This window comes from Variovorax sp. CCNWLW235, assembly GCF_037204085.1.
Taxonomy (GTDB): Bacteria; Pseudomonadota; Gammaproteobacteria; order Burkholderiales; family Burkholderiaceae_C; genus Variovorax.
Window position 1 is genome coordinate 250691 of record NZ_JBBCBW010000006.1, and the last position, 16824, is coordinate 267514.

Genomic DNA, 16824 nt, shown 5'->3' on the forward strand with positions numbered 1-16824 from the left:
CACAAAATGACGCGATGAACGATGAAGCAGCAGCGACAACAGCAGCAGCCGCAGTTGCGGCGGCGCCCGGCTTCGCGCTGTTCGACACGGCCATAGGCGCATGCGCGCTGGCCTGGGGACCGCGCGGGCTCATCGGCGTGCAACTGCCCGAAGAAAGCGGGGCGGCTGCCACCCGGGCGCGCATGCGGCGCCGCTTTCCGGATCTGACCGAGGCCGTGCCGCCCGAGAGCGCGCAGAAGGCAATCGCAGCCATCCAGGCCCTGCTGCAAGGCGCGCCCGATGACCTGAGCGGCATCGAGCTCGACATGAGCCGCGTGTCGGAATTTCATCAACGCATCTACGCCATTGCCCGCCGCATTCCGCCCGGGCAGACGCGCACCTATGGCGACATTGCGGCTGAGCTGGGGGACAAAGCCCTCTCGCGCGCGGTAGGCCAGGCCATGGGCCACAACCCCTTCGCGCCGGTGGTGCCGTGCCATCGCGTGCTGGCCGCGGGCAACAAGCCCGGCGGCTTTTCGGCGGGCGGCGGCACGCTGACGAAACTGCGCATGCTCGACATCGAAGGCGCGCGGCCGAACGGCATGGCGTCGCTGTTTTAGAAAAATCGGCGGCGGAGCAAATCAGCGGCTGGCGGACAATTTCTTTTCGCGCAAAGCGGCGGTGGTTACCGGAACGTGCACGCTCCAGCGCTTGTGAGGCAGCGCGACCTGCGCGCAGGTGACCATGACATTGCGCCCCGTCATGCCGTAGCTGCGGGGTGTCCACTGCGTCGCCAGAGGGACCTTGCACCTGGGGACGAGGATCTTCAGATTCGGATCGAGCGCTACCCAGCCGCCATGCCCGGCTGCGTTCTCCCTGGCGACAAAGCTGCGGGCCTCCTCCCGAATCTCGTACAGGCCGTGAATCTCGGCGTTGGAGCGGGCGTCTTCAATGCTCCATGAAGCCAAGCAGTGCGCCGATGCAAGGAGCAAACTGAGGGACAGGAGGAGGGGCCTGTGCACATGGCCGCTGGCAGCGCGTTTCCTCATTCCTGCTTCGACGCCGCCTGCTCGGCCCTCATGATCTGGTGCCGCTGCCAGTAGCGGCCGACGGCGCCCTTGAAGTTGTCTTTCTGCTTGCCCAGCCCGCCCACCTTCACCTTGGTGGTGCGCGCACCCAGCATGCCCTTGTCGTGGTGGGTGACGATCAGCATGTCGGCGAAGGCGTTGTCCTGGAAGGTCAGGTCCTTGACCTCGTCCCATCCGATCGTCGAACCGCCGTCGACGCTCTGGTGCAGCCCCTGGTAGCTCACCTGTACGCGCTCGTTGTTCTTCAGCGCAAATTCGACCGGCGGAAAGTGGCGCAGCACCACGGCGCGTTCTTCTTCCGTGGCGGGTTGGTAGCGGTAGGCAAGGCTCAGTTCGTGGTTCTGCACGAAGCGCTGCTCATAGTCGCTCCACATCCGCGCCTCGATGTCGGCGGCAGTCTCGATTTCGTCGGCCCAGCAAGCTCCCGGCGTGGTCGCGACAATGGCGCCATAAGCGCTCTCGGGCACGTGATGCCCCACGTTGCGCATGCGCTCCAGCAGCGGAGGGTGGGTGTCGTAGGGGTGCGGCACATCGGCGGTTTTCATCGTCTCGATGAAGGCCTCCGAGCCCGCATACGGCGGCAGGCCCGCGGCCACGAAGCCCGCAATGCCAAGCGCGCCGTCGTGCTGGCGGTTGTGCTCGAAGAGTTTCTGCTCCACGTCGTTGCGGTAGCTCGCATAGGCAGAAATCTTGATGAGCGACTGCACGATGGCGTTGGGCGCCGTCAGGCCCGCGGAGACACGGTCGGCCATGAATTCGCGTTCGCGGCTGTCGCGCGCCAGCGCGAACGAAAAGATCATGCGGTACAGGCGCAGCAAGAAGTGCGCAACGATGGTCAGGCCGCCGCTGCGCATTTCCCAGGTGTACTGGTCGAACTGCTGCAGCTTGGGGCCGAGCGCCGCGCTGCTTCGGGTGTCGCCGCCGCCCAGGTGGGCCAGTTCGTGTGCGAGCACCGCATCGGCTTCGGTCTGGTCGAGCACGCGCAGCAGCGGAATGCTCACGAACAGCGTGCGCCCATGCAGCGTACGGCCGCGGACGTCGCAGGGCGTCTCGGTCACGAAAAAGTTGGTGTCGATGCCGGCAACGATCTGGTCGGGCGGCGCGGTCTTTACGCGGGCGGCCAACTCGCGGATGCGATTCCACAGGCGCGGGGCATCGGCTTCGGCGACCACTTCACCCTCGATCACATTGCCGAAGGGCAGCTTCTTGAAAAGCGTGTAGATCGCATAGAACACGGCCATGGCCGCCGCAATGCCGGCAATGGCAATCAGCTTGACGTAATAGCTCTGCATGAAATACGCAGTGAGCCAGAACGACAGCCACACCAGCATCGCGCTCTGCAGCACGACCTCGACCGCGCTCGACACGGTCATGAGCCGCCAGCCCGCCACAAAGCTGGCATAGCGCAGGCCGCGGTTGGCAAAGGCGAGGGCGCCCAGCACCAGGGCCGCTGCCAGCAGCGCCGCGCCGAGCGCCAGCGTCCATATGGCTGCGCGGTCGGCCCAGTGGAACTGCCATTGCATCGAATAGGGGCTGCACACCTGGTCGCGAAAGTCCTTGTCTTCGGGGGCGGTGGCGCTGCAGGCCCCGGACAGCGGATGGCTGCGATAGAACTCGGCAGTCAATGCCTTGTCTTCTGCAGACAGGCGGGTGTCGGAAGCGATGCGCGCTTCGATTGCCTGCAAGAACTCGGCGTCTTGCGAGCGCAGCGCGTATTCGGTGAAAACCAGTGTCGCCGCCGGTATGGCGAAAAGCGACACCAGCGTGAGCAAGAACACGCGAAAAAGGTCTTTATGGATCGTGCGCGCGACGGCCATGGCTAGCTCCCTCCAGGAGACAGTTGTTGTGAATCGTTCTAAATTTCCGGGAAGCCGATAGCGTAGCCGCCGATTGCGTCGTTGCGAATATCCAGGAGGGCGGCGGTGCGAACCATCTGAATACCAAGTTCGTACTCTTTCGCCAGAATTAGCAATGGCCCGGCGCCGACCCCACGCCTGCACCGTTCGCCGCGCTTGGCGACAATCGGTTCGATGCGTTCTTCTCCCTTCTTCAAGATGGCCCTGTTGCTGGGCCTGCTCTCCGCCATCGGTCCCTTCGCCATCGACATGTACCTGCCGGCGCTGCCTGCCATCGGCCAGAGCTTGCGCGCCGACATCGGCGCGGTGCAGATGAGCCTCACGGCGTTCTTTCTTTCGCTGGGCGCGGGCCAGTTGCTGTACGGACCGATCTCCGACATGGTCGGGCGCAAGCCGCCGCTCTATGCCGGGCTGGTGCTGTTTGCGCTTGCGAGCATCGGCTGCGCGCTGGCCACCGACATCCATACGCTGATCGTGCTGCGCCTGGTGCAAGGCCTGGGGGCGGCGGCTGGCATGGCGATTCCGCGCGCGGTGGTGCGCGACCTGCACACCGGCACCGACGCGGCACGGCTCATGTCGCTGTTGATGCTGGTGTTCAGCGTGTCGCCGATCCTCGCACCGCTGGCCGGCAGCGCCGTGATTGCGCTCACGGGATGGCGCGGCGTGTTCTGGGCCGTGACCATTGCCGCGGCGGCGGGCCTGGCGATGATGGTCACGCAGCTGCAAGAGACGCGGCCTCCGTCGCAGCGTGTGGAAAGCAGCCTCGGCAGCGCCTTGTCGGCCTACTGGCTGCTGCTGCGCGACTGGCACTACCTTGGGCTGGTGTTCATCGGCAGCTTCGCGATGGCGGGCTTTTTTACCTACCTGGCGAATTCGTCGTTCGTGATGATCGACCACTACGGCCTGTCGCCCGCGATGTACAGCGTGGCCTTCGGCGTGAACGCAGCGGCCTTCATCGGCGCCTCGCAGCTCACGGGTTCGCTCGGCGAGCGCTTCGGGCTGGTGGGCCTCGTCAAGTTCGGCGTGGTGGCCTCGTGCGCAGCCATGGTTGCCATGTTCACTTACTTTGCGACGGGCGGCGACAACCTCTGGGTGCTGATCGTCCTTTACTTCATTGCCTCGGGCTTCATGGGCCTGGTGATCCCGACCACCGGCGTGCTGGCGCTGGAGATGCACGGCGCCATTGCCGGCACGGCCTCGGCGTTGCTCGGCACGCTGCAGATGCTGACCGGCGCGCTGGCCATGGCGGTGGTGGGCCTCTTTACCGACGGGCGTCCACTGCCGATGGTGACCGGCATGGCCGGCGGCGCGCTCATTGCGCTGGTGCTGACCTGGCTCACGCTGGGGCGCGTGCCGTCGCAACCCACCCGTAGCGCACAGGGAGCGCAAGAGGCTTGAACACGACGCGGGCAGGCGCCGAGGCCCAGGCGCCCAAGAACACCGAATCCACGCACCCGGTCGACGGGCTGGAGCAACCCGCGCGCCGCCGCGCGATGCTGGTCATCATCCTCGGCATCATGGTGGCGGTGCTCGACGGCACCATCGTCAACCTGGCGCTGCCCGGCATCGCACGCGAGCTCCAGGCCAGCCCCTCGCATGCGATATGGGTGGTCAACGCCTATCAGATCGCCACGCTGGTCATGCTGCTGCCGCTGGCGTCGCTGGGCGACCTGGTGGGCTACCGGCGTGTCTACCTGGTCGGCATGGCGGTGTTCACGGTGGCATCCATCGGCGCCATTTTCGCCAATTCGCTCGGTACCTTGATTGCCGCCCGCACCTTCCAGGGCCTGGGGGCGGCCGGCATCATGAGCGTGAATGCCGCGCTGGTGCGGCTGACTTTTCCCTCGGCGCTGCTGGGGCGCGGCATGGCCATCAACTCGATGGTGGTGGCCACGTCTTCCGTGGCGGGGCCCTCCGTGGCGGCGGCCATCCTGTCGGTGGCTTCATGGCAGTGGCTCTTTGCCATCAATGTGCCGCTCGGGCTGCTCGTGTTCGCGCTGGGCATGAAGGCGCTGCCGTTCAATCGCGTGGCGCCGGCAGCCGGCCTGCGCTTCTCGCCCGTAGACGTGGCGCTGAACGTGCTGATGTTCTCGCTGGTGTTCCTCGGGGTTGACCGCCTTGGCGTGCGCGAGGGCGTCGCGGCAGCCAGCGGTTCGCATGCCTCCGCCTGGCTCATCCTGCTGGCCGGGGTAGCAGTGGGCTTCTTCTATCTGCGGCGGCAGCGAACGCTGGCGGTGCCGCTTTTTCCGATCGACCTGCTGCGCATTCCGGTGTTTGCGCTGTCCATGGGCACCTCGGTGGCGGCTTTCTGCGCGCAGATGCTGGCCTATATCGCGCTGCCGTTCCTGCTGCTGGACGTGTACGGCCGCAGCCACATCGAAGCCGGCTTGCTCATTACCGCCTGGCCACTGGCCATCGTGGTCATGGCACCGCTGGCGGGCCGGCTGATCGGGCGCTACCCGGACGGGTTGCTCGGCGGCATCGGGCTGGGCCTGCTTGCCATCGGGCTGGCATTGCTGGCCGCGCTGCCGGCGCACCCGGGCAATGCCGACATCGCCTGGCGCATGGCGCTGTGCGGCCTGGGGTTCGGCCTGTTCCAGTCGCCGAACAATCACACCATCGTGACCTCGCCGCCGGCGCACCGCAGCGGCGCGGCCAGCGGCATGCTGGGCACGGCGCGGCTCACGGGGCAGACACTGGGGGCGGTGGTGCTGGCGGGCGTGTTCAGCGTGTGGAGTGCGCACGGCGGCCACGGGCCGGTGGTTGCACTGGTGCTGGCAGCCTGTTGCGCCGGTATTGCGGCGGTTTTCAGCAGCCTTCGGCTCAAGACGACAGGGCACCATGGCTGAATAGGGTAGGGTACGGCCCCATGACGGAAGTACCTGAAACCGTGGTTTGCCCGGGCTGCGATGCGGTCTTCAGCCGCACGCCCCTGAAGCCGCGCGAGGTTTCGCGCTGCGCCCGCTGCGGCACCGAGCTTTATCGCCACGCCGGCGACCAGCAGCGCCGCATCCTGCCGCTGACGGTGGCGTCGCTCATCATGTTTGCCATTGCCAACCTGTTTCCGATCGTCGAGATCGAGCTCCAGGGCCTGCGCAGCCAGACCACGCTGGTCGGCGCCGTGCTGGTGCTGAGCACCGAGGGCATGTCGCTGGTGGCGGTGCTGGTGCTGGCGACGACGCTGCTTTTTCCGCTGCTGCAGCTTTGCATACTGGCCTATTTGCTGGTCCCGCTGCAGCGCGAGCACCGGCCGGCCGGCTTTGCCGTTCTGGTGCGCGCCATGCAGATGCTGCGGCCCTGGGGCATGGTCGAGGTGTTCCTGCTCGGCGTGCTGGTCGCCATCGTCAAGCTGTCGAGCATGGCCACCGTGGTGGCCGGGCCGGCGCTCTGGGCCTTTATTGCGCTCACCGTCATGCTCACGGCGGTGCTTTCGTTCAATCCCAATGCCTTCTGGGAAATGACCTTTCGCCCGCCCGGCGAGCCGAAGGAGGGCGCTGCGTGATCGGCCCTTTTCTCCATACGCACGACGACGGCGACGAAACCCCGGTGGCCACGGCCGCTTCGCTCGGCCTGGTGGCCTGCCCGCATTGCGACGCCGTCTGGCGCGACGCCGCCGAGGGCGAGCCCTGCGGCCGCTGCGGCACCCGCCTGTACACGCGCAAGCCCTACAGCCTGAGCCGCACCTGGGCCTTCCTGATTGCGGCCTGCATCATGTACATACCGGCCAACCTGCTGCCGGTGATGATCACGCGCACGCTGTTCGGTGCGCAGTACGACACCATCCTGAGCGGCGTCATCTATTTTTGGGTTTCGGGTGCCTACGGGCTCGCGGCGATCATCTTCATCGCAAGCTTTTTGGTGCCGCTGTTCAAGCTCACGGTACTGATCTTGCTCGCGCTGCTGGCCCAGCGAGCGAGCGATTGGCGCAGGCCCGAGCGGGCCAAGCTCTATCACATCGTCGAGATCATCGGCCGCTGGTCGATGCTCGACGTGTTCGTGGTGTCGCTGCTCACCGGGCTGGTGCAGATCCAGGGCTTTGCGGTCATCAATGCGGGCGTGGGCATTGCGGCCTTCGGCTCGGTGGTGGTGCTGACCATGCTCGCCTCGCTGAGCTTCGACCCCAGGCTCACATGGGACAGCAAGGAACAGCAGCAAGCCGAGCGGCAACGAAATGAACCGGCACCCGACAACAGGGAAGAAAAACCAGCATGAGTGAAGAAGACGTCAAACCGAACGACAACCAGGCCCCGCCCGGCTTGCCGCCGCCCCGCGTGGTGCGCCGGCGCCAGTGGCTGCCTTCGCTGATCTGGCTGATTCCCATCGTGGCCGCGCTGGTCGGCGTGATGCTGATCGCCAAGATACTGATGGAGCGCGGGCCCGAGATCGTGCTCACCTTCAACACCGCCGAAGGCCTGGAAGCCGGCAAGACCGCCGTCAAGTACAAGGACGTGCAGATCGGCACCGTGCAGAGCCTCCGGCTTGCGCGCGACCGCTCGCACGTGCGGGTGATCGTGCAGCTCAACAACGAAGCCAAGAGCTTCACCGCCGAAGACTCGCGCTTCTGGGTGGTGCGGCCGCGGCTCGACACCTCCGGCATTTCAGGCCTGGGCACCTTGCTGTCGGGCGCATACATCGGCGCCGATGCGGGCGTGTCGACTGAAACCGCGAGCGAGTTCAAGGGCCTCGAGGTGCCGCCCATCGTCACGCGCGATGCATCGGGCCAGCAGTTTCTGCTGCGCGCCACCGACATCGGTTCGCTCGACGTGGGCTCGCCGGTGTACTTCCGGCGCATCAAGGTGGGCCAGGTGGCCGCCTATGAACTCGATGGCGACGGCCGCGGCGTGACGCTGCGCATCTTCGTCAATGCGCCTTACGACAAGTTCGTGGGCGTGAACACGCGCTTCTGGCAGGCGAGCGGCATCGATGCGCAACTGAGCGCGAGCGGCTTTACCCTGCGCACGCAATCGCTTGCCACCATCTTGCTGGGCGGCATTGCCTTCAAGGCGCCGGACGACGCCATGGGCCCGCTGGCCAAGGAAAACACGGCTTTCACGCTCGCCGAAGACGAAACCACGGCCATGAAGGAGCCTGACGGTCCGCCGCAAACGCTGCTGATGTACTTCAACCAGTCGCTGCGCGGCCTCACGCCGGGCGCACCGGTCGACTTCCGCGGCGTGGTGATCGGCGAGGTCAAGTCCATCGGCGTGGAGTTCGATCGCGCCGAGCGGGAGTTCCGCATGCCGGTGTTGGTGCAGGTCTACCCGGACCGCCTGCGCCGCCGCGCCGGCGAAAGCGGCGTGGAATCGCGCGCCACGCAGCAGGAGCGCCTGCGCTTCCTGGCTGAAAAGGGCCTGCGTGCGCAGTTGCGCAACGGCAATCTGCTGACAGGGCAGGTGTACGTGGCGCTCGACTTTTTCCCGAAGGCGCCGCCGGCAAAGATCGACGTGACGAAGAACCCGATCGAGCTGCCCACCATGGCCAACAGCCTCGACGAGATCCAGTCGCAGGTGCAGGAGATTGCGAGCAAGCTCAACAAGGTGCCATACGAGCAGATTGCCGCCGACCTGCGCACCACGCTCACCACGCTGAACAAGACGCTCACCAGCACCGAGCAGGCGGTAACGCGCATCAACACCGACGTAACGCCCGAGCTTGCCGCGGCCATGAAGGACGTTCGCAAGACGGTCAACAACGCCGAGCGCACGCTGGCCGACGATTCGCCGCTGCAGCAGGACATGCGCCAGACGCTGCGCGAGCTGACCCGCGCCGCCGGTTCAGTGCGCGTGCTGACCGACTACCTCGAGCGGCACCCCGAGTCGCTGCTGCGCGGCAAACCGGACGACAAGAAATGAAGAAAAATTCAAAACCGCTCCTTCTTGGTGCCGCTGCGGCCGCGCTGATGGTCCTTGCGGGTTGCGCGAGCAAGCCCGACAACTACTACACGCTGGCCAGCACGGTACCGGCGGCCGAGGCCGCCCCTTCGACCATCGGCACCGCTGCGCCTATCTACATAGAGCTGGCGCCGGTGGCGGTGCCCGAACGGCTCGCAAGGCCGCAGATGGTGGTGGGGCGCTCCAACGGCAGCGTGCAGGTCGATGTGCTCGAGCAGCACCGCTGGGCCGCGTCGTTCGAAAGCGAACTGCAAGATGCTTTGGCCAGCGGCATCGCAGCCCGGCTTGGCGCGCTCGACGTTACCAAGGGCGGCCGCCAAACATCTCAGCCCGTGTGGCGTATTGCGGTGCAGGTGCGCCAGTTCGACGCCATCGATGGCGGCCGCGTGGACGCAGGCTTCAGCTGGACGCTGCGGCGCACCGACGAGACCCGCACCATGGTCTGCCAGCTGAACGTGGGCGAGGGTGTCGCAAGCGGCATCGACGCGGTGGCGCAAGGCGCACAGCGCATCACGGCGGCAGCGGCGGCGGCCATTGCACGCAGCGTGAGCGCGGCAAGAGCGAATCCGTCAGCAACGGCTTGCCCGGCCTGAAAATGCCATAGCCAGGCCCAGGAGCGAACGCCATGGCACAGATCGGCAAGGCACCCTGCGACAACGCGCTGATCCTGCATGGCGCCAAGGCACAAGAGGGCACCTGTCCCGACGCCTCCAAGCCCTGGGTGCTGGCCGCCGCGATCATCGGCTCCAGCATGGCCTTCATCGACGGCACGGTCGTCAACGTGGCGCTGCCGGCCATCCAGGCAGATCTGCGGGCGACCGCATTCCAAGCGCAATGGGTGGTCGAGTCTTATGCCTTGCTGCTGGCCGCGCTGCTGCTGGTGGGCGGCGCGCTCGGCGACCATTTCGGGCGGCGCCGCATCTTCGCGGTCGGCGTCGGCATCTTCGCCGTTGCATCGGTGGCTTGCGGCCTTGCGGCCAACGTGCAGCAACTGATTGCCGCCCGCGCCGTGCAGGGCATCGGCGGGGCCTTGCTGGTGCCCGGCAGCCTGGCGCTCATCAGCGCTGCGTTTCCTGAAAAAGAGCGCGGCAAGGCCATCGGCGTCTGGTCGGGCTTCAGCGGCATTACCGCGGCCGCGGGCCCGGTGCTCGGCGGCTTTCTGGTCGACCATTTCTCGTGGGCCTGGGCCTTTCTCATCAACGTGCCGATGGCGCTCTTGGTGCTGTGGATCGTGTGGCGGCATGTGCCTGAAAGCCGTGGTTCGTCGGCCAGCGGCGGGCTCGACTTTTTGGGCGCGCTGCTCGCAACCGCCGGGCTCGGCGGCATCGTCTATGCGTTCATCGAGGCCCCCACGCAGCACTGGAATTCGCCCGCGGTGATCGCCGCCATGGCCATCGGCATCGCGGCCAGCGCGGGCTTCATTGCCGTGGAGCGCAAGGCGCAAACACCCATGCTGCCTCTGGCGCTGCTGCGCATCGGCAACTTCAGCGGCGCCAACCTGCTGACCTTGCTGTTGTACGCCGCGCTCGGCGGTGGCCTCTATTTCTTTCCGCTCAACCTGATCCAGGTGCAGGGCTACTCGGCCACGGCGGCGGGTGCGGCGCTGCTGCCGTTCATCCTCATCATGTTCGCGCTCTCGGGCTGGGCCGGCCAGCTGGTGGACCGCTTCGGACCGCGGCTGCCGCTGGTCATCGGTCCCGCGATTGCCGCGGTCGGCTTTGCATTGTTCGCGGTGCCCGGGGTCGGTGCGAGCTATTGGAGCGGCTTCCTTCCCGCGGTGGTTGTGCTGGGCTTCGGCATGACCGTGACGGTGGCACCGCTCACCACCACCGTAATGAATGCGGTGGGGCCGGAACAGGCCGGCGTTGCTTCGGGCGTCAACAACGCCGTGTCGCGCGCGGCCGCGGTGCTGGCGATTGCGGTGTTCGGCCTGGTCATGGCCTGGGCTTTCGACAGCGCGCTGGCCGAGAGCCTGCGCGGCATGGGGGCCTCGGCAGAGGTCTCGGCATTCCTGGAAGGCGAGCGCGACAAGCTGGCTGGCGCCGCGCTGCCGCCGGGCGTCGATGCGGCAACCGCCGCGGCCTTGAAGCGGGCCGTGGCCGAATCCTTCGTGGCCGGTTTTCGGTGGGTGATGCTGCTGAGCGCCGGGCTGGCGGTGCTCAGCGCCTTGAGCGCGTGGCTGATGATCGGCGGTGGGGCGGCAAAAGATCACGGCGGCGGATAGAAAAGCCTCGTTCTCGGCGGCTATTGCCGAGGCATCAACTCATAGAAGTCGAACCCGTTGCTGCGCCCGCCAAGGCACACCGCCAGGGTGTCCTCGATCTTGCGCCATTGCGCCAGCCGGTTGCGCCACTTGCGCACGCTGTGGCCCTCGTCGGGAAAGCTCATGTACTCGACCGGCCGGCCGAGCTTCTGGAGCGTGGCCACCACATCGTCCGAATCCTGCCGCAGTACGCGTACATCGTTGGCGCCGTGAATCACGAGCAGCGGCGCTGTGATGCGGTCGATCTGCGAGATAGGCGAATCCTGCAGCATGCGGGCGCGTTCCTCCGGCTTGTTCACATCGCCGAAAAAGAGTGCGAAGTAGTGGCGGTTGCGCCAGAAAGGCGGCCAGTTCTCGATCACGCGGGGCCAGTTTGCAACGCCTACGAGGTCGACGCCGCAGCGATAGTCGTGCGGCTTCTGGATAAGCTGCGCGAGCACCGAGAAACCGCCAAAGCTGCCGCCGAGCACGGCCATGCGCTTCGGGTCGGCCACGCCTTGGTCGATGGCCCATTGCACAGCCTCCGCAATGTCATGCTGGAGCCGGCCGTTGGTTTCGCGCGCGCCCGCCATCATGAAGGCTCGCCCGTAGCCGCCGGAGCCACGGTAGTTCACGTTGAGAACGGCGTAGCCCCGGTTCGCAAGCATCTGCGTGGGGGTGAAGCTCGCTGACTGCCATGAGTCGCGGACCCAGGGGCCGCCGTGAATGTTGACCACCAGTGGCGCGGGCCCCTTTACCCCGAGCGGCCGCACCAGATAGCCATGCACCACGAGACCATCTGACGCCTTGAAGGAGAAGGGCTCCATGGGCGAGAAGAGATCGGCGGTCGGCTCGCGCGGGGGAGTGAGTCGTGTGAGCTGACCGCTCGCGCGGTCCAGCAGCAGTTCGACGCTTTCGTTCTCGGTGGTCGAACGCAGCACGATGCGGCGCACGTCGTTGGCCATGCTCGCGGGACGTGTGATGACGGGCTCCGCCTCCAGCCAGCCGCGCTCCCGGGCCGTCTTCACGGCGCCGGCCACTTCACCGGCCAGTGCAGTGTCGAGGTAGGAGATGCGAGGGCGACCGGGTTCGGAAACATACGCCAGCGGCGCTCCCTGCTGCGGCGGGAACACGCCGTAATCGAGATCGACCTCGGCGTCCTCCGCGAGCAGCTTCTCCGTGCCGACGGCGAGATCGACTTCGACCAGCGCAAGCTTGTCGCGTCCCACATTCGTCAATGCCCAGAGCCTCCCCGCGCCGAGATCGATGCGTTGCGGCCAGAAGGAATCGAATGCCTTCACCGTTCTGAAGGCGCGCCAGCTGCCGTCGGGTTGGCGCAGTTCCAGCAGCCGGTCGGAGCCGTCCGCGCTTCCGAGCTGCCTCATGCGGCCCGCGAGTTCGCGCCGGGTATCGACGAACCAGGCCAGCACGCGGCTGTCGGGCTCGCTGCGCGCGATCTCGCGCACGGCGCGCGTGCGGGCATCGCCTTCGAAAAGATCCATGCTGGAGCGGTCCCGCTGGTTGGTCGCGAACAGGAAGGTGGCGCTGCCCGGCGCGCCCCCTCCCAGCATGGCCGAGCGCACGCCCGGCCAGGGCGTCACGGCCCAGGGCTTGGCGCCCGACGCCTCGGTGTCGAGCACGAAGATCTGCGTGTTCTCGTCGCCCGTGAAGTCCTTGAGGTAAGCCAGATGGCGGCTGTCGGGCAGCCACATGTAGGTTGGCCCGGACACGAAGGGCCGCGCGAGCGTGCCGGTCGCAAAGGTGCGGGTGCTGGCGCTTTTGACCTCGGCTGCATCGGTCGTCTTGCGCACGCCGAGTCCCACATCGGTACCGACCGCCTGCACCCATACAAGCTGTTGTCCATCGGGCGAGAGAACGTGGCCGTTGACCGCATCGATGTTCGCCACGAAGCGCCGCATCGGCACGAGAGGCGGGAGCGTGTTGTCCTGCCGCGCCGACACCAGTGCGGAGTGCGTGGGGCCGGTGGCGCAGCCGGCAAGCAGTGCCGCGGCGCCGCACATGGCCGCAAGAGCGGCGTACCAACGGCTTGGGGTCCTGATGTTTCTCATGCTTTTTCGTCCCTCGTGAATGTTCTGGCGTGCGGCCTTGTCCGCGCCTGGATTCTGCGGGCGACAACCTTTGGCTTTGCCAAAGGTTCGCTCGCGCACAATGGCCGGGTGCACATCCTGCTGATCGAAGATGACCTTGAACTTGGCCGCGCCCTGCAGGCCGCGCTCAAGGTCGACGGCCTGAGCAGCGAATGGCGCCGGCGGGCGGCGGATGCGCCGCGCGAGCTGGACGGGAGCGCCTTCGACTGCGTGCTGCTCGACCTGTCGCTGCCCGACGGCAATGGCCTTGAGTTGCTCGCGCGCTGGCGGCGCGAGGGCAGCAGCCTCCCGGTCATCGTGATCACCGCCCGTTCGGCGGTGGAAGACAGGCTGGCCGGGCTCGACGGAGGCGCTGACGATTTTGTGATCAAGCCCTTCGCCACCGCCGAGCTGATTTCGCGCATTCGCGCCGTGCTGCGCCGCTCGGCGCGGCAGGCCAGCGAGGTGTGGACCCTGGGCGCGCTGGCCATCGAACCGCGCCGGCATGTGGCGTCACTGAACGGCGAGCCGTTGGAACTGTCGCCGCGCGAATTCCGGCTGCTGCTCGAGCTGGCGCGCGAGCCGGGCGCCGTGGTTGCCAAGGGTGTGCTCGCGCAAAAGCTGGAGCCCCTGGGCGAGCCGGTGGATTTCGCCGCGGTGGAGGTGCATGTGTCCAACCTGCGGCGCAAGATCGGCGGTGCCATGGTGCACACCGTGCGCGGCGTGGGCTACATGCTCGTGTCATGAGCAGGCTGTGGCGCCCCTCGCTCGTGCAGCGTGTGTTTCTTGCGGTGCTGCTGGCCTTCGTTTTCGTGCTGCTGGCATTGCAGGCGTACATGTATATCAACTTCCGGCAGTCGTTGACCGTCGACCAGGGGTTGAGCCGGCTCGGCAGGTCGTTGACGCAAGCGATCTCGCAGCTCGATGACGAAGCGCGCGTGCGCGCCGTGATCGCCTCGGCCGAAACGATCTACAAGACCATGCGGATCAGCGGCAACCCGGCGGGGACGCTCCGGTTCCAGCTGTCGAACCGCGGTGGCAAGCTGATTCATTCGTCGCCGGAACTGCGCAGCGAGATCCTGGCCGGGCCGTTGGGAAAGGTGGCAACGCAGCATATCGATGGCGAGCCGTATTGGGTGTACCAGGACGAAACGCCGCGCTGGTCACTGCGCATCGCGGAGCCCGAGCGCACGTTCGCCAAAGTGCTGCCCAACAACACGCGCAGCGTGCTGCCGTACCTGCTGCTCGCCTTTCCTATCGTGCTGCTTCCGGTCTGGTTTGCGGTGAAGCACGGCTTGCGGCCGTTGCGGCGCCTGGCCGACGGCATCGGGCATCGGAAGGCGTCCGACCTTTCGCCGCTCGGAGTCGCTCCGCCCTATGCGGAACTCAAGCCTCTGACCTCCGCGCTCGAGCGCATGCTGCAGCAGCTGCGCGACAAGGTAGAGCGCGAACGCGCGTTCGTGCATGACGCCGCGCACGAACTGCGAACGCCGATGGCAGTCATTGCCGCGCAAGCGCACGCGCTGGCGGGCGCAAACAGCAGCGAGAGCAGGGGCCGCGCGCAGGCCCATCTGGAACAGGCGATCGCGCGGGCTTCGCATCTGACGCAGCAGCTACTCGATCTTGCGCTGCTGGACGATGCCCAGCCCGCGGTGCCAAAGCACATCGACGTTGCCCAGCTGACGCGCGAGATCCTCGCGCAGGCAGCGCCGCGCGCGATGGCTCGGGGCATCGACCTGACATTCGATGCGCCGGACAGCCTGGACGCGACCATCGATGTGCCGGCGTTCCAGTCGATAGTGGAGAACCTGCTCAACAACGCGATTCAGTATGTGCAACACGGTGCACACGTGACCGTAACGCTTCGCGCCGAAGACGCAGCAGGCCTGGTGCTCACGGTGGCGGACGATGGTCCCGGTATTCCGATGGCCGAGCATCAACAGGTGTTCGAGCGTTTCTATCGCGGAGCGGGGCACGAAGCGAGCGGTTCCGGCCTGGGACTTGCCATCGTCAGGCAGGCTGTTGGCCGCATGGAGGGGAGGGTGGAGGTGACCGAAGGCCTTTTGAAAAAGGGCGTGGGCTTCCGCGTCGTGCTCCCGGCGGCCCCGGAGGGTTGACAAGCACCTCCCGCCAAATTGATACCGGACCTATAGGCTCACAATCCGAGCCAGATCCGGATGTTCCTGGACAAGGATGCGGCCAAGGCCGCCCGCGCAATGCGGGCGATGATGAGGATGATCAAGCTCGACCTCGCCGCCGCGCAGAAAGCCTTCGACGGCGAGTGAGCAAGAGCTGGCCCTACACCAGCCGCCGGATCGCCTTCTTGCGCCACACCAGCCGGTAGTAGGCCGTTTGCAGCAGCAGCATCGCCCCGAAAGTCACGGGGTAGGCATACCAGATGCCGTTGAGGCCGATGCGGTGGCTCATGAACCAGGCCACGGGCACCTCGATGCCGATCAGGCAGAGGATCGAGATGGCCGTGGGCACCAGCACCGAGCCGCTGGCCCGCATGATCCCCGAGATGGCCGCGGCCATGCCGAAGATCACCAGGCTCCACAGCATGATGTGCAGCAGCGTCTGCGCGATTTCGATCACCGGCGCGCTGGTGATGAAAAATCCCATGAGATGGCGCGAGAACAGGTAGCCCAGCAGCACCAGTCCGCCCGTGAGCGCCAGGTTCATCAGCAGCGCGGTCTTGGCGATGGCGCCGAGCCGGTCCGCTCGGCCCGCGCCGATGGCCTGGGCGCCGAGGATCGATGCCGTGATGGCGATCGAGATGGCCGGAAACTGCACATACGCCACCACCTGGTTCACCGCGCCATATGCCGCGGTAGCGCTGGAGCCATAGCCGTTCACCAGCGAGAGCAGGGCGATTTCAGCCAGCGCCACCACGATCATCTGCACGCCCGTGGGCACGCCGACCTTGAGCACCGCCTTCAGCAGCTTGGGGTCGATGCGCAAGTGGCGGATCAGCTCTGCATCGGGTGCCAGCGGACTGCCGCGGCTGCGCAGGCGCCACGCCATCCACAGCGTGGCAACGACGAAGGCAATCACGGTCGCCCAGGCGCCGCTCGCAACGCCGAGCTGCGGCAAGCCGCCCCAGCCGCGAATGAGCGCCGGGGTGACGATGAGCCCCACAACCGTGGAAATGATCAGCGTGAGCAGCGGCGTGACCGTGTCGCCCACACCGCGCAGCATGGCGGTGGACAGCAGAAAGACGAACAGGCCCGGCATCGCGATCAGCATGATGCGGGCGTAGCTCGTGGAGTCGGCCAGCACGTCCGGCGGCGTGCCGAGCAATGCCAGCAGCGGCGTGGTGAAGGCGCCGCCGAACACCGCCACGGCGAGTCCCAGCAGAATGCCGACCGCCAGCGTGGTGCCCGCCACGGCCTTGGCCTTGGCGACGTCGCGCGCGCCCCAGGCCTGGCCGATGAGCACCGAGGCCCCGGCGCCCAGTCCGATGACGAACGCGATGAAGAAGAACATCACCGGAAAGAAGCTCGACACCGCCGCCAGTGCGCTGACGCCGATCATCTGGCCGATGTAGATGTTGTTGATGGTGCCGGACAGCGACTGCAGGATGTTGCTGAGCAGCATCGGTGCCAGGAAGAACAGGAAGGTCTTCCACAGTGCGCGTGGCGCGCCGCGCAGTCCGGTCTTGTCCGTCGGGTTTTCAGTGGT

15 protein-coding genes are annotated in these 16824 nt (G+C 66.6%); 10 read left to right on the forward strand and 5 right to left on the reverse strand.

The window, feature by feature from the left end:
* Positions 1 to 14: 14 nt before the first annotated feature.
* Complete coding sequence (locus tag V9L21_RS10075; protein WP_337311422.1) at positions 15 to 599, forward strand: methylated-DNA--[protein]-cysteine S-methyltransferase; 585 nt, start codon at positions 15 to 17, stop codon at positions 597 to 599.
* Between the two features lie 21 nt (positions 600 to 620).
* Here the strand turns inward: V9L21_RS10075 and V9L21_RS10080 are convergent, their stop codons facing one another.
* The 3 genes from V9L21_RS10080 to V9L21_RS10090 form a co-directional block, all read right to left on the reverse strand.
* Complete coding sequence (locus V9L21_RS10080) at positions 621 to 947, reverse strand: hypothetical protein (protein ID WP_337311424.1); 327 nt, start codon at positions 945 to 947, stop codon at positions 621 to 623.
* A 77-nt stretch (positions 948 to 1024) separates the two neighbouring features.
* The gene (locus V9L21_RS10085) at positions 1025 to 2884 is read right to left on the reverse strand and encodes a M48 family metallopeptidase (protein WP_337311426.1); all 1860 of its coding nucleotides are present in this window, start codon (positions 2882 to 2884) and stop codon (positions 1025 to 1027) included.
* A 38-nt stretch (positions 2885 to 2922) separates the two neighbouring features.
* Positions 2923 to 3120 (reverse strand): hypothetical protein, encoded by a 198-nt coding sequence (locus V9L21_RS10090; RefSeq protein WP_337311428.1) that lies wholly within the window; start codon positions 3118 to 3120, stop codon positions 2923 to 2925.
* Between V9L21_RS10090 and V9L21_RS10095 the strand changes: the two genes are divergently transcribed.
* The 7 genes from V9L21_RS10095 (at position 3098) to V9L21_RS10125 (ending at position 11038) form a co-directional block, all read left to right on the forward strand.
* Positions 3098 to 4321 carry a multidrug effflux MFS transporter gene (locus V9L21_RS10095; RefSeq protein WP_337311431.1) on the forward strand — a complete coding sequence of 408 codons (1224 nt, stop codon included), beginning with the start codon at positions 3098 to 3100 and terminating at the stop codon, positions 4319 to 4321. The genes V9L21_RS10090 and V9L21_RS10095 overlap by 23 nt on opposite strands.
* A gap of 95 nt (positions 4322 to 4416) precedes the next feature.
* The gene (locus tag V9L21_RS10100; RefSeq protein ID WP_337311480.1) at positions 4417 to 5772 is read left to right on the forward strand and encodes an MFS transporter; all 1356 of its coding nucleotides are present in this window, start codon (positions 4417 to 4419) and stop codon (positions 5770 to 5772) included.
* 20 nt (positions 5773 to 5792) lie between these two features.
* Entirely contained in the window at positions 5793 to 6425 is a 633-nt protein-coding gene (locus V9L21_RS10105; RefSeq protein ID WP_337311433.1) for a paraquat-inducible protein A, read from the forward strand.
* Positions 6425 to 7135 (forward strand): paraquat-inducible protein A, encoded by a 711-nt coding sequence (locus V9L21_RS10110; RefSeq protein WP_337311482.1) that lies wholly within the window; start codon positions 6425 to 6427, stop codon positions 7133 to 7135. The genes V9L21_RS10105 and V9L21_RS10110 overlap by 1 nt, the downstream gene beginning before the upstream one ends.
* A complete protein-coding gene (locus tag V9L21_RS10115) occupies positions 7132 to 8775 on the forward strand; it encodes a PqiB family protein (protein WP_337311435.1) in 1644 nt (547 codons plus the stop codon). The genes V9L21_RS10110 and V9L21_RS10115 overlap by 4 nt, the downstream gene beginning before the upstream one ends.
* The gene (locus V9L21_RS10120; protein WP_337311437.1) at positions 8772 to 9407 is read left to right on the forward strand and encodes a PqiC family protein; all 636 of its coding nucleotides are present in this window, start codon (positions 8772 to 8774) and stop codon (positions 9405 to 9407) included. Before V9L21_RS10115 ends, V9L21_RS10120 begins: the two co-directional genes overlap by 4 nt.
* Before the next feature lie 32 nt (positions 9408 to 9439).
* The gene (locus V9L21_RS10125) at positions 9440 to 11038 is read left to right on the forward strand and encodes an MFS transporter (protein ID WP_337311439.1); all 1599 of its coding nucleotides are present in this window, start codon (positions 9440 to 9442) and stop codon (positions 11036 to 11038) included.
* Between the two features lie 20 nt (positions 11039 to 11058).
* Here the strand turns inward: V9L21_RS10125 and V9L21_RS10130 are convergent, their stop codons facing one another.
* On the reverse strand, positions 11059 to 13125 hold the full coding sequence (locus V9L21_RS10130) for a S9 family peptidase (protein ID WP_337311441.1): 2067 nt from the start codon (positions 13123 to 13125) through the stop codon (positions 11059 to 11061).
* Positions 13126 to 13233: 108 nt separating this feature from the next.
* On the opposite strand from V9L21_RS10130, the gene V9L21_RS10135 reads away from it, so the two are divergent.
* Complete coding sequence (locus V9L21_RS10135; RefSeq protein ID WP_337311443.1) at positions 13234 to 13890, forward strand: response regulator transcription factor; 657 nt, start codon at positions 13234 to 13236, stop codon at positions 13888 to 13890.
* Positions 13887 to 15260: a sensor histidine kinase gene (locus V9L21_RS10140; protein ID WP_337311445.1), complete on the forward strand. Its 1374-nt coding sequence runs from the start codon at positions 13887 to 13889 to the stop codon at positions 15258 to 15260. The genes V9L21_RS10135 and V9L21_RS10140 overlap by 4 nt, the downstream gene beginning before the upstream one ends.
* Positions 15261 to 15441: 181 nt before the next feature.
* Here V9L21_RS10140 and V9L21_RS10145 read toward each other — a convergent pair whose 3' ends face one another.
* Positions 15442 to 16740 (reverse strand): MATE family efflux transporter, encoded by a 1299-nt coding sequence (locus V9L21_RS10145; RefSeq protein WP_337311484.1) that lies wholly within the window; start codon positions 16738 to 16740, stop codon positions 15442 to 15444.
* Positions 16741 to 16824 lie beyond the last annotated feature (84 nt).

Bases quoted from the DNA above. Each gene is read 5' to 3' on its own strand.
- V9L21_RS10075 (WP_337311422.1), top strand. From the start codon at position 15: ATGAACGATGAAGCAGCAGCGACAACAGCAGCAGCCGCAGTTGCGGCG.
- V9L21_RS10085 (WP_337311426.1), bottom strand. From the start codon at position 2,884: ATGGCCGTCGCGCGCACGATCCATAAAGACCTTTTTCGCGTGTTCTTG.
- V9L21_RS10095 (WP_337311431.1), top strand. From the start codon at position 3,098: ATGCGTTCTTCTCCCTTCTTCAAGATGGCCCTGTTGCTGGGCCTGCTC.
- V9L21_RS10100 (WP_337311480.1), top strand. From the start codon at position 4,417: ATGCTGGTCATCATCCTCGGCATCATGGTGGCGGTGCTCGACGGCACC.
- V9L21_RS10105 (WP_337311433.1), top strand. From the start codon at position 5,793: ATGACGGAAGTACCTGAAACCGTGGTTTGCCCGGGCTGCGATGCGGTC.
- V9L21_RS10115 (WP_337311435.1), top strand. From the start codon at position 7,132: ATGAGTGAAGAAGACGTCAAACCGAACGACAACCAGGCCCCGCCCGGC.
- V9L21_RS10120 (WP_337311437.1), top strand. From the start codon at position 8,772: ATGAAGAAAAATTCAAAACCGCTCCTTCTTGGTGCCGCTGCGGCCGCG.
- V9L21_RS10125 (WP_337311439.1), top strand. From the start codon at position 9,440: ATGGCACAGATCGGCAAGGCACCCTGCGACAACGCGCTGATCCTGCAT.
- V9L21_RS10130 (WP_337311441.1), bottom strand. From the start codon at position 13,125: ATGAGAAACATCAGGACCCCAAGCCGTTGGTACGCCGCTCTTGCGGCC.
- V9L21_RS10140 (WP_337311445.1), top strand. From the start codon at position 13,887: ATGAGCAGGCTGTGGCGCCCCTCGCTCGTGCAGCGTGTGTTTCTTGCG.
- V9L21_RS10145 (WP_337311484.1), bottom strand. From the start codon at position 16,740: ATGCTGCTCAGCAACATCCTGCAGTCGCTGTCCGGCACCATCAACAAC.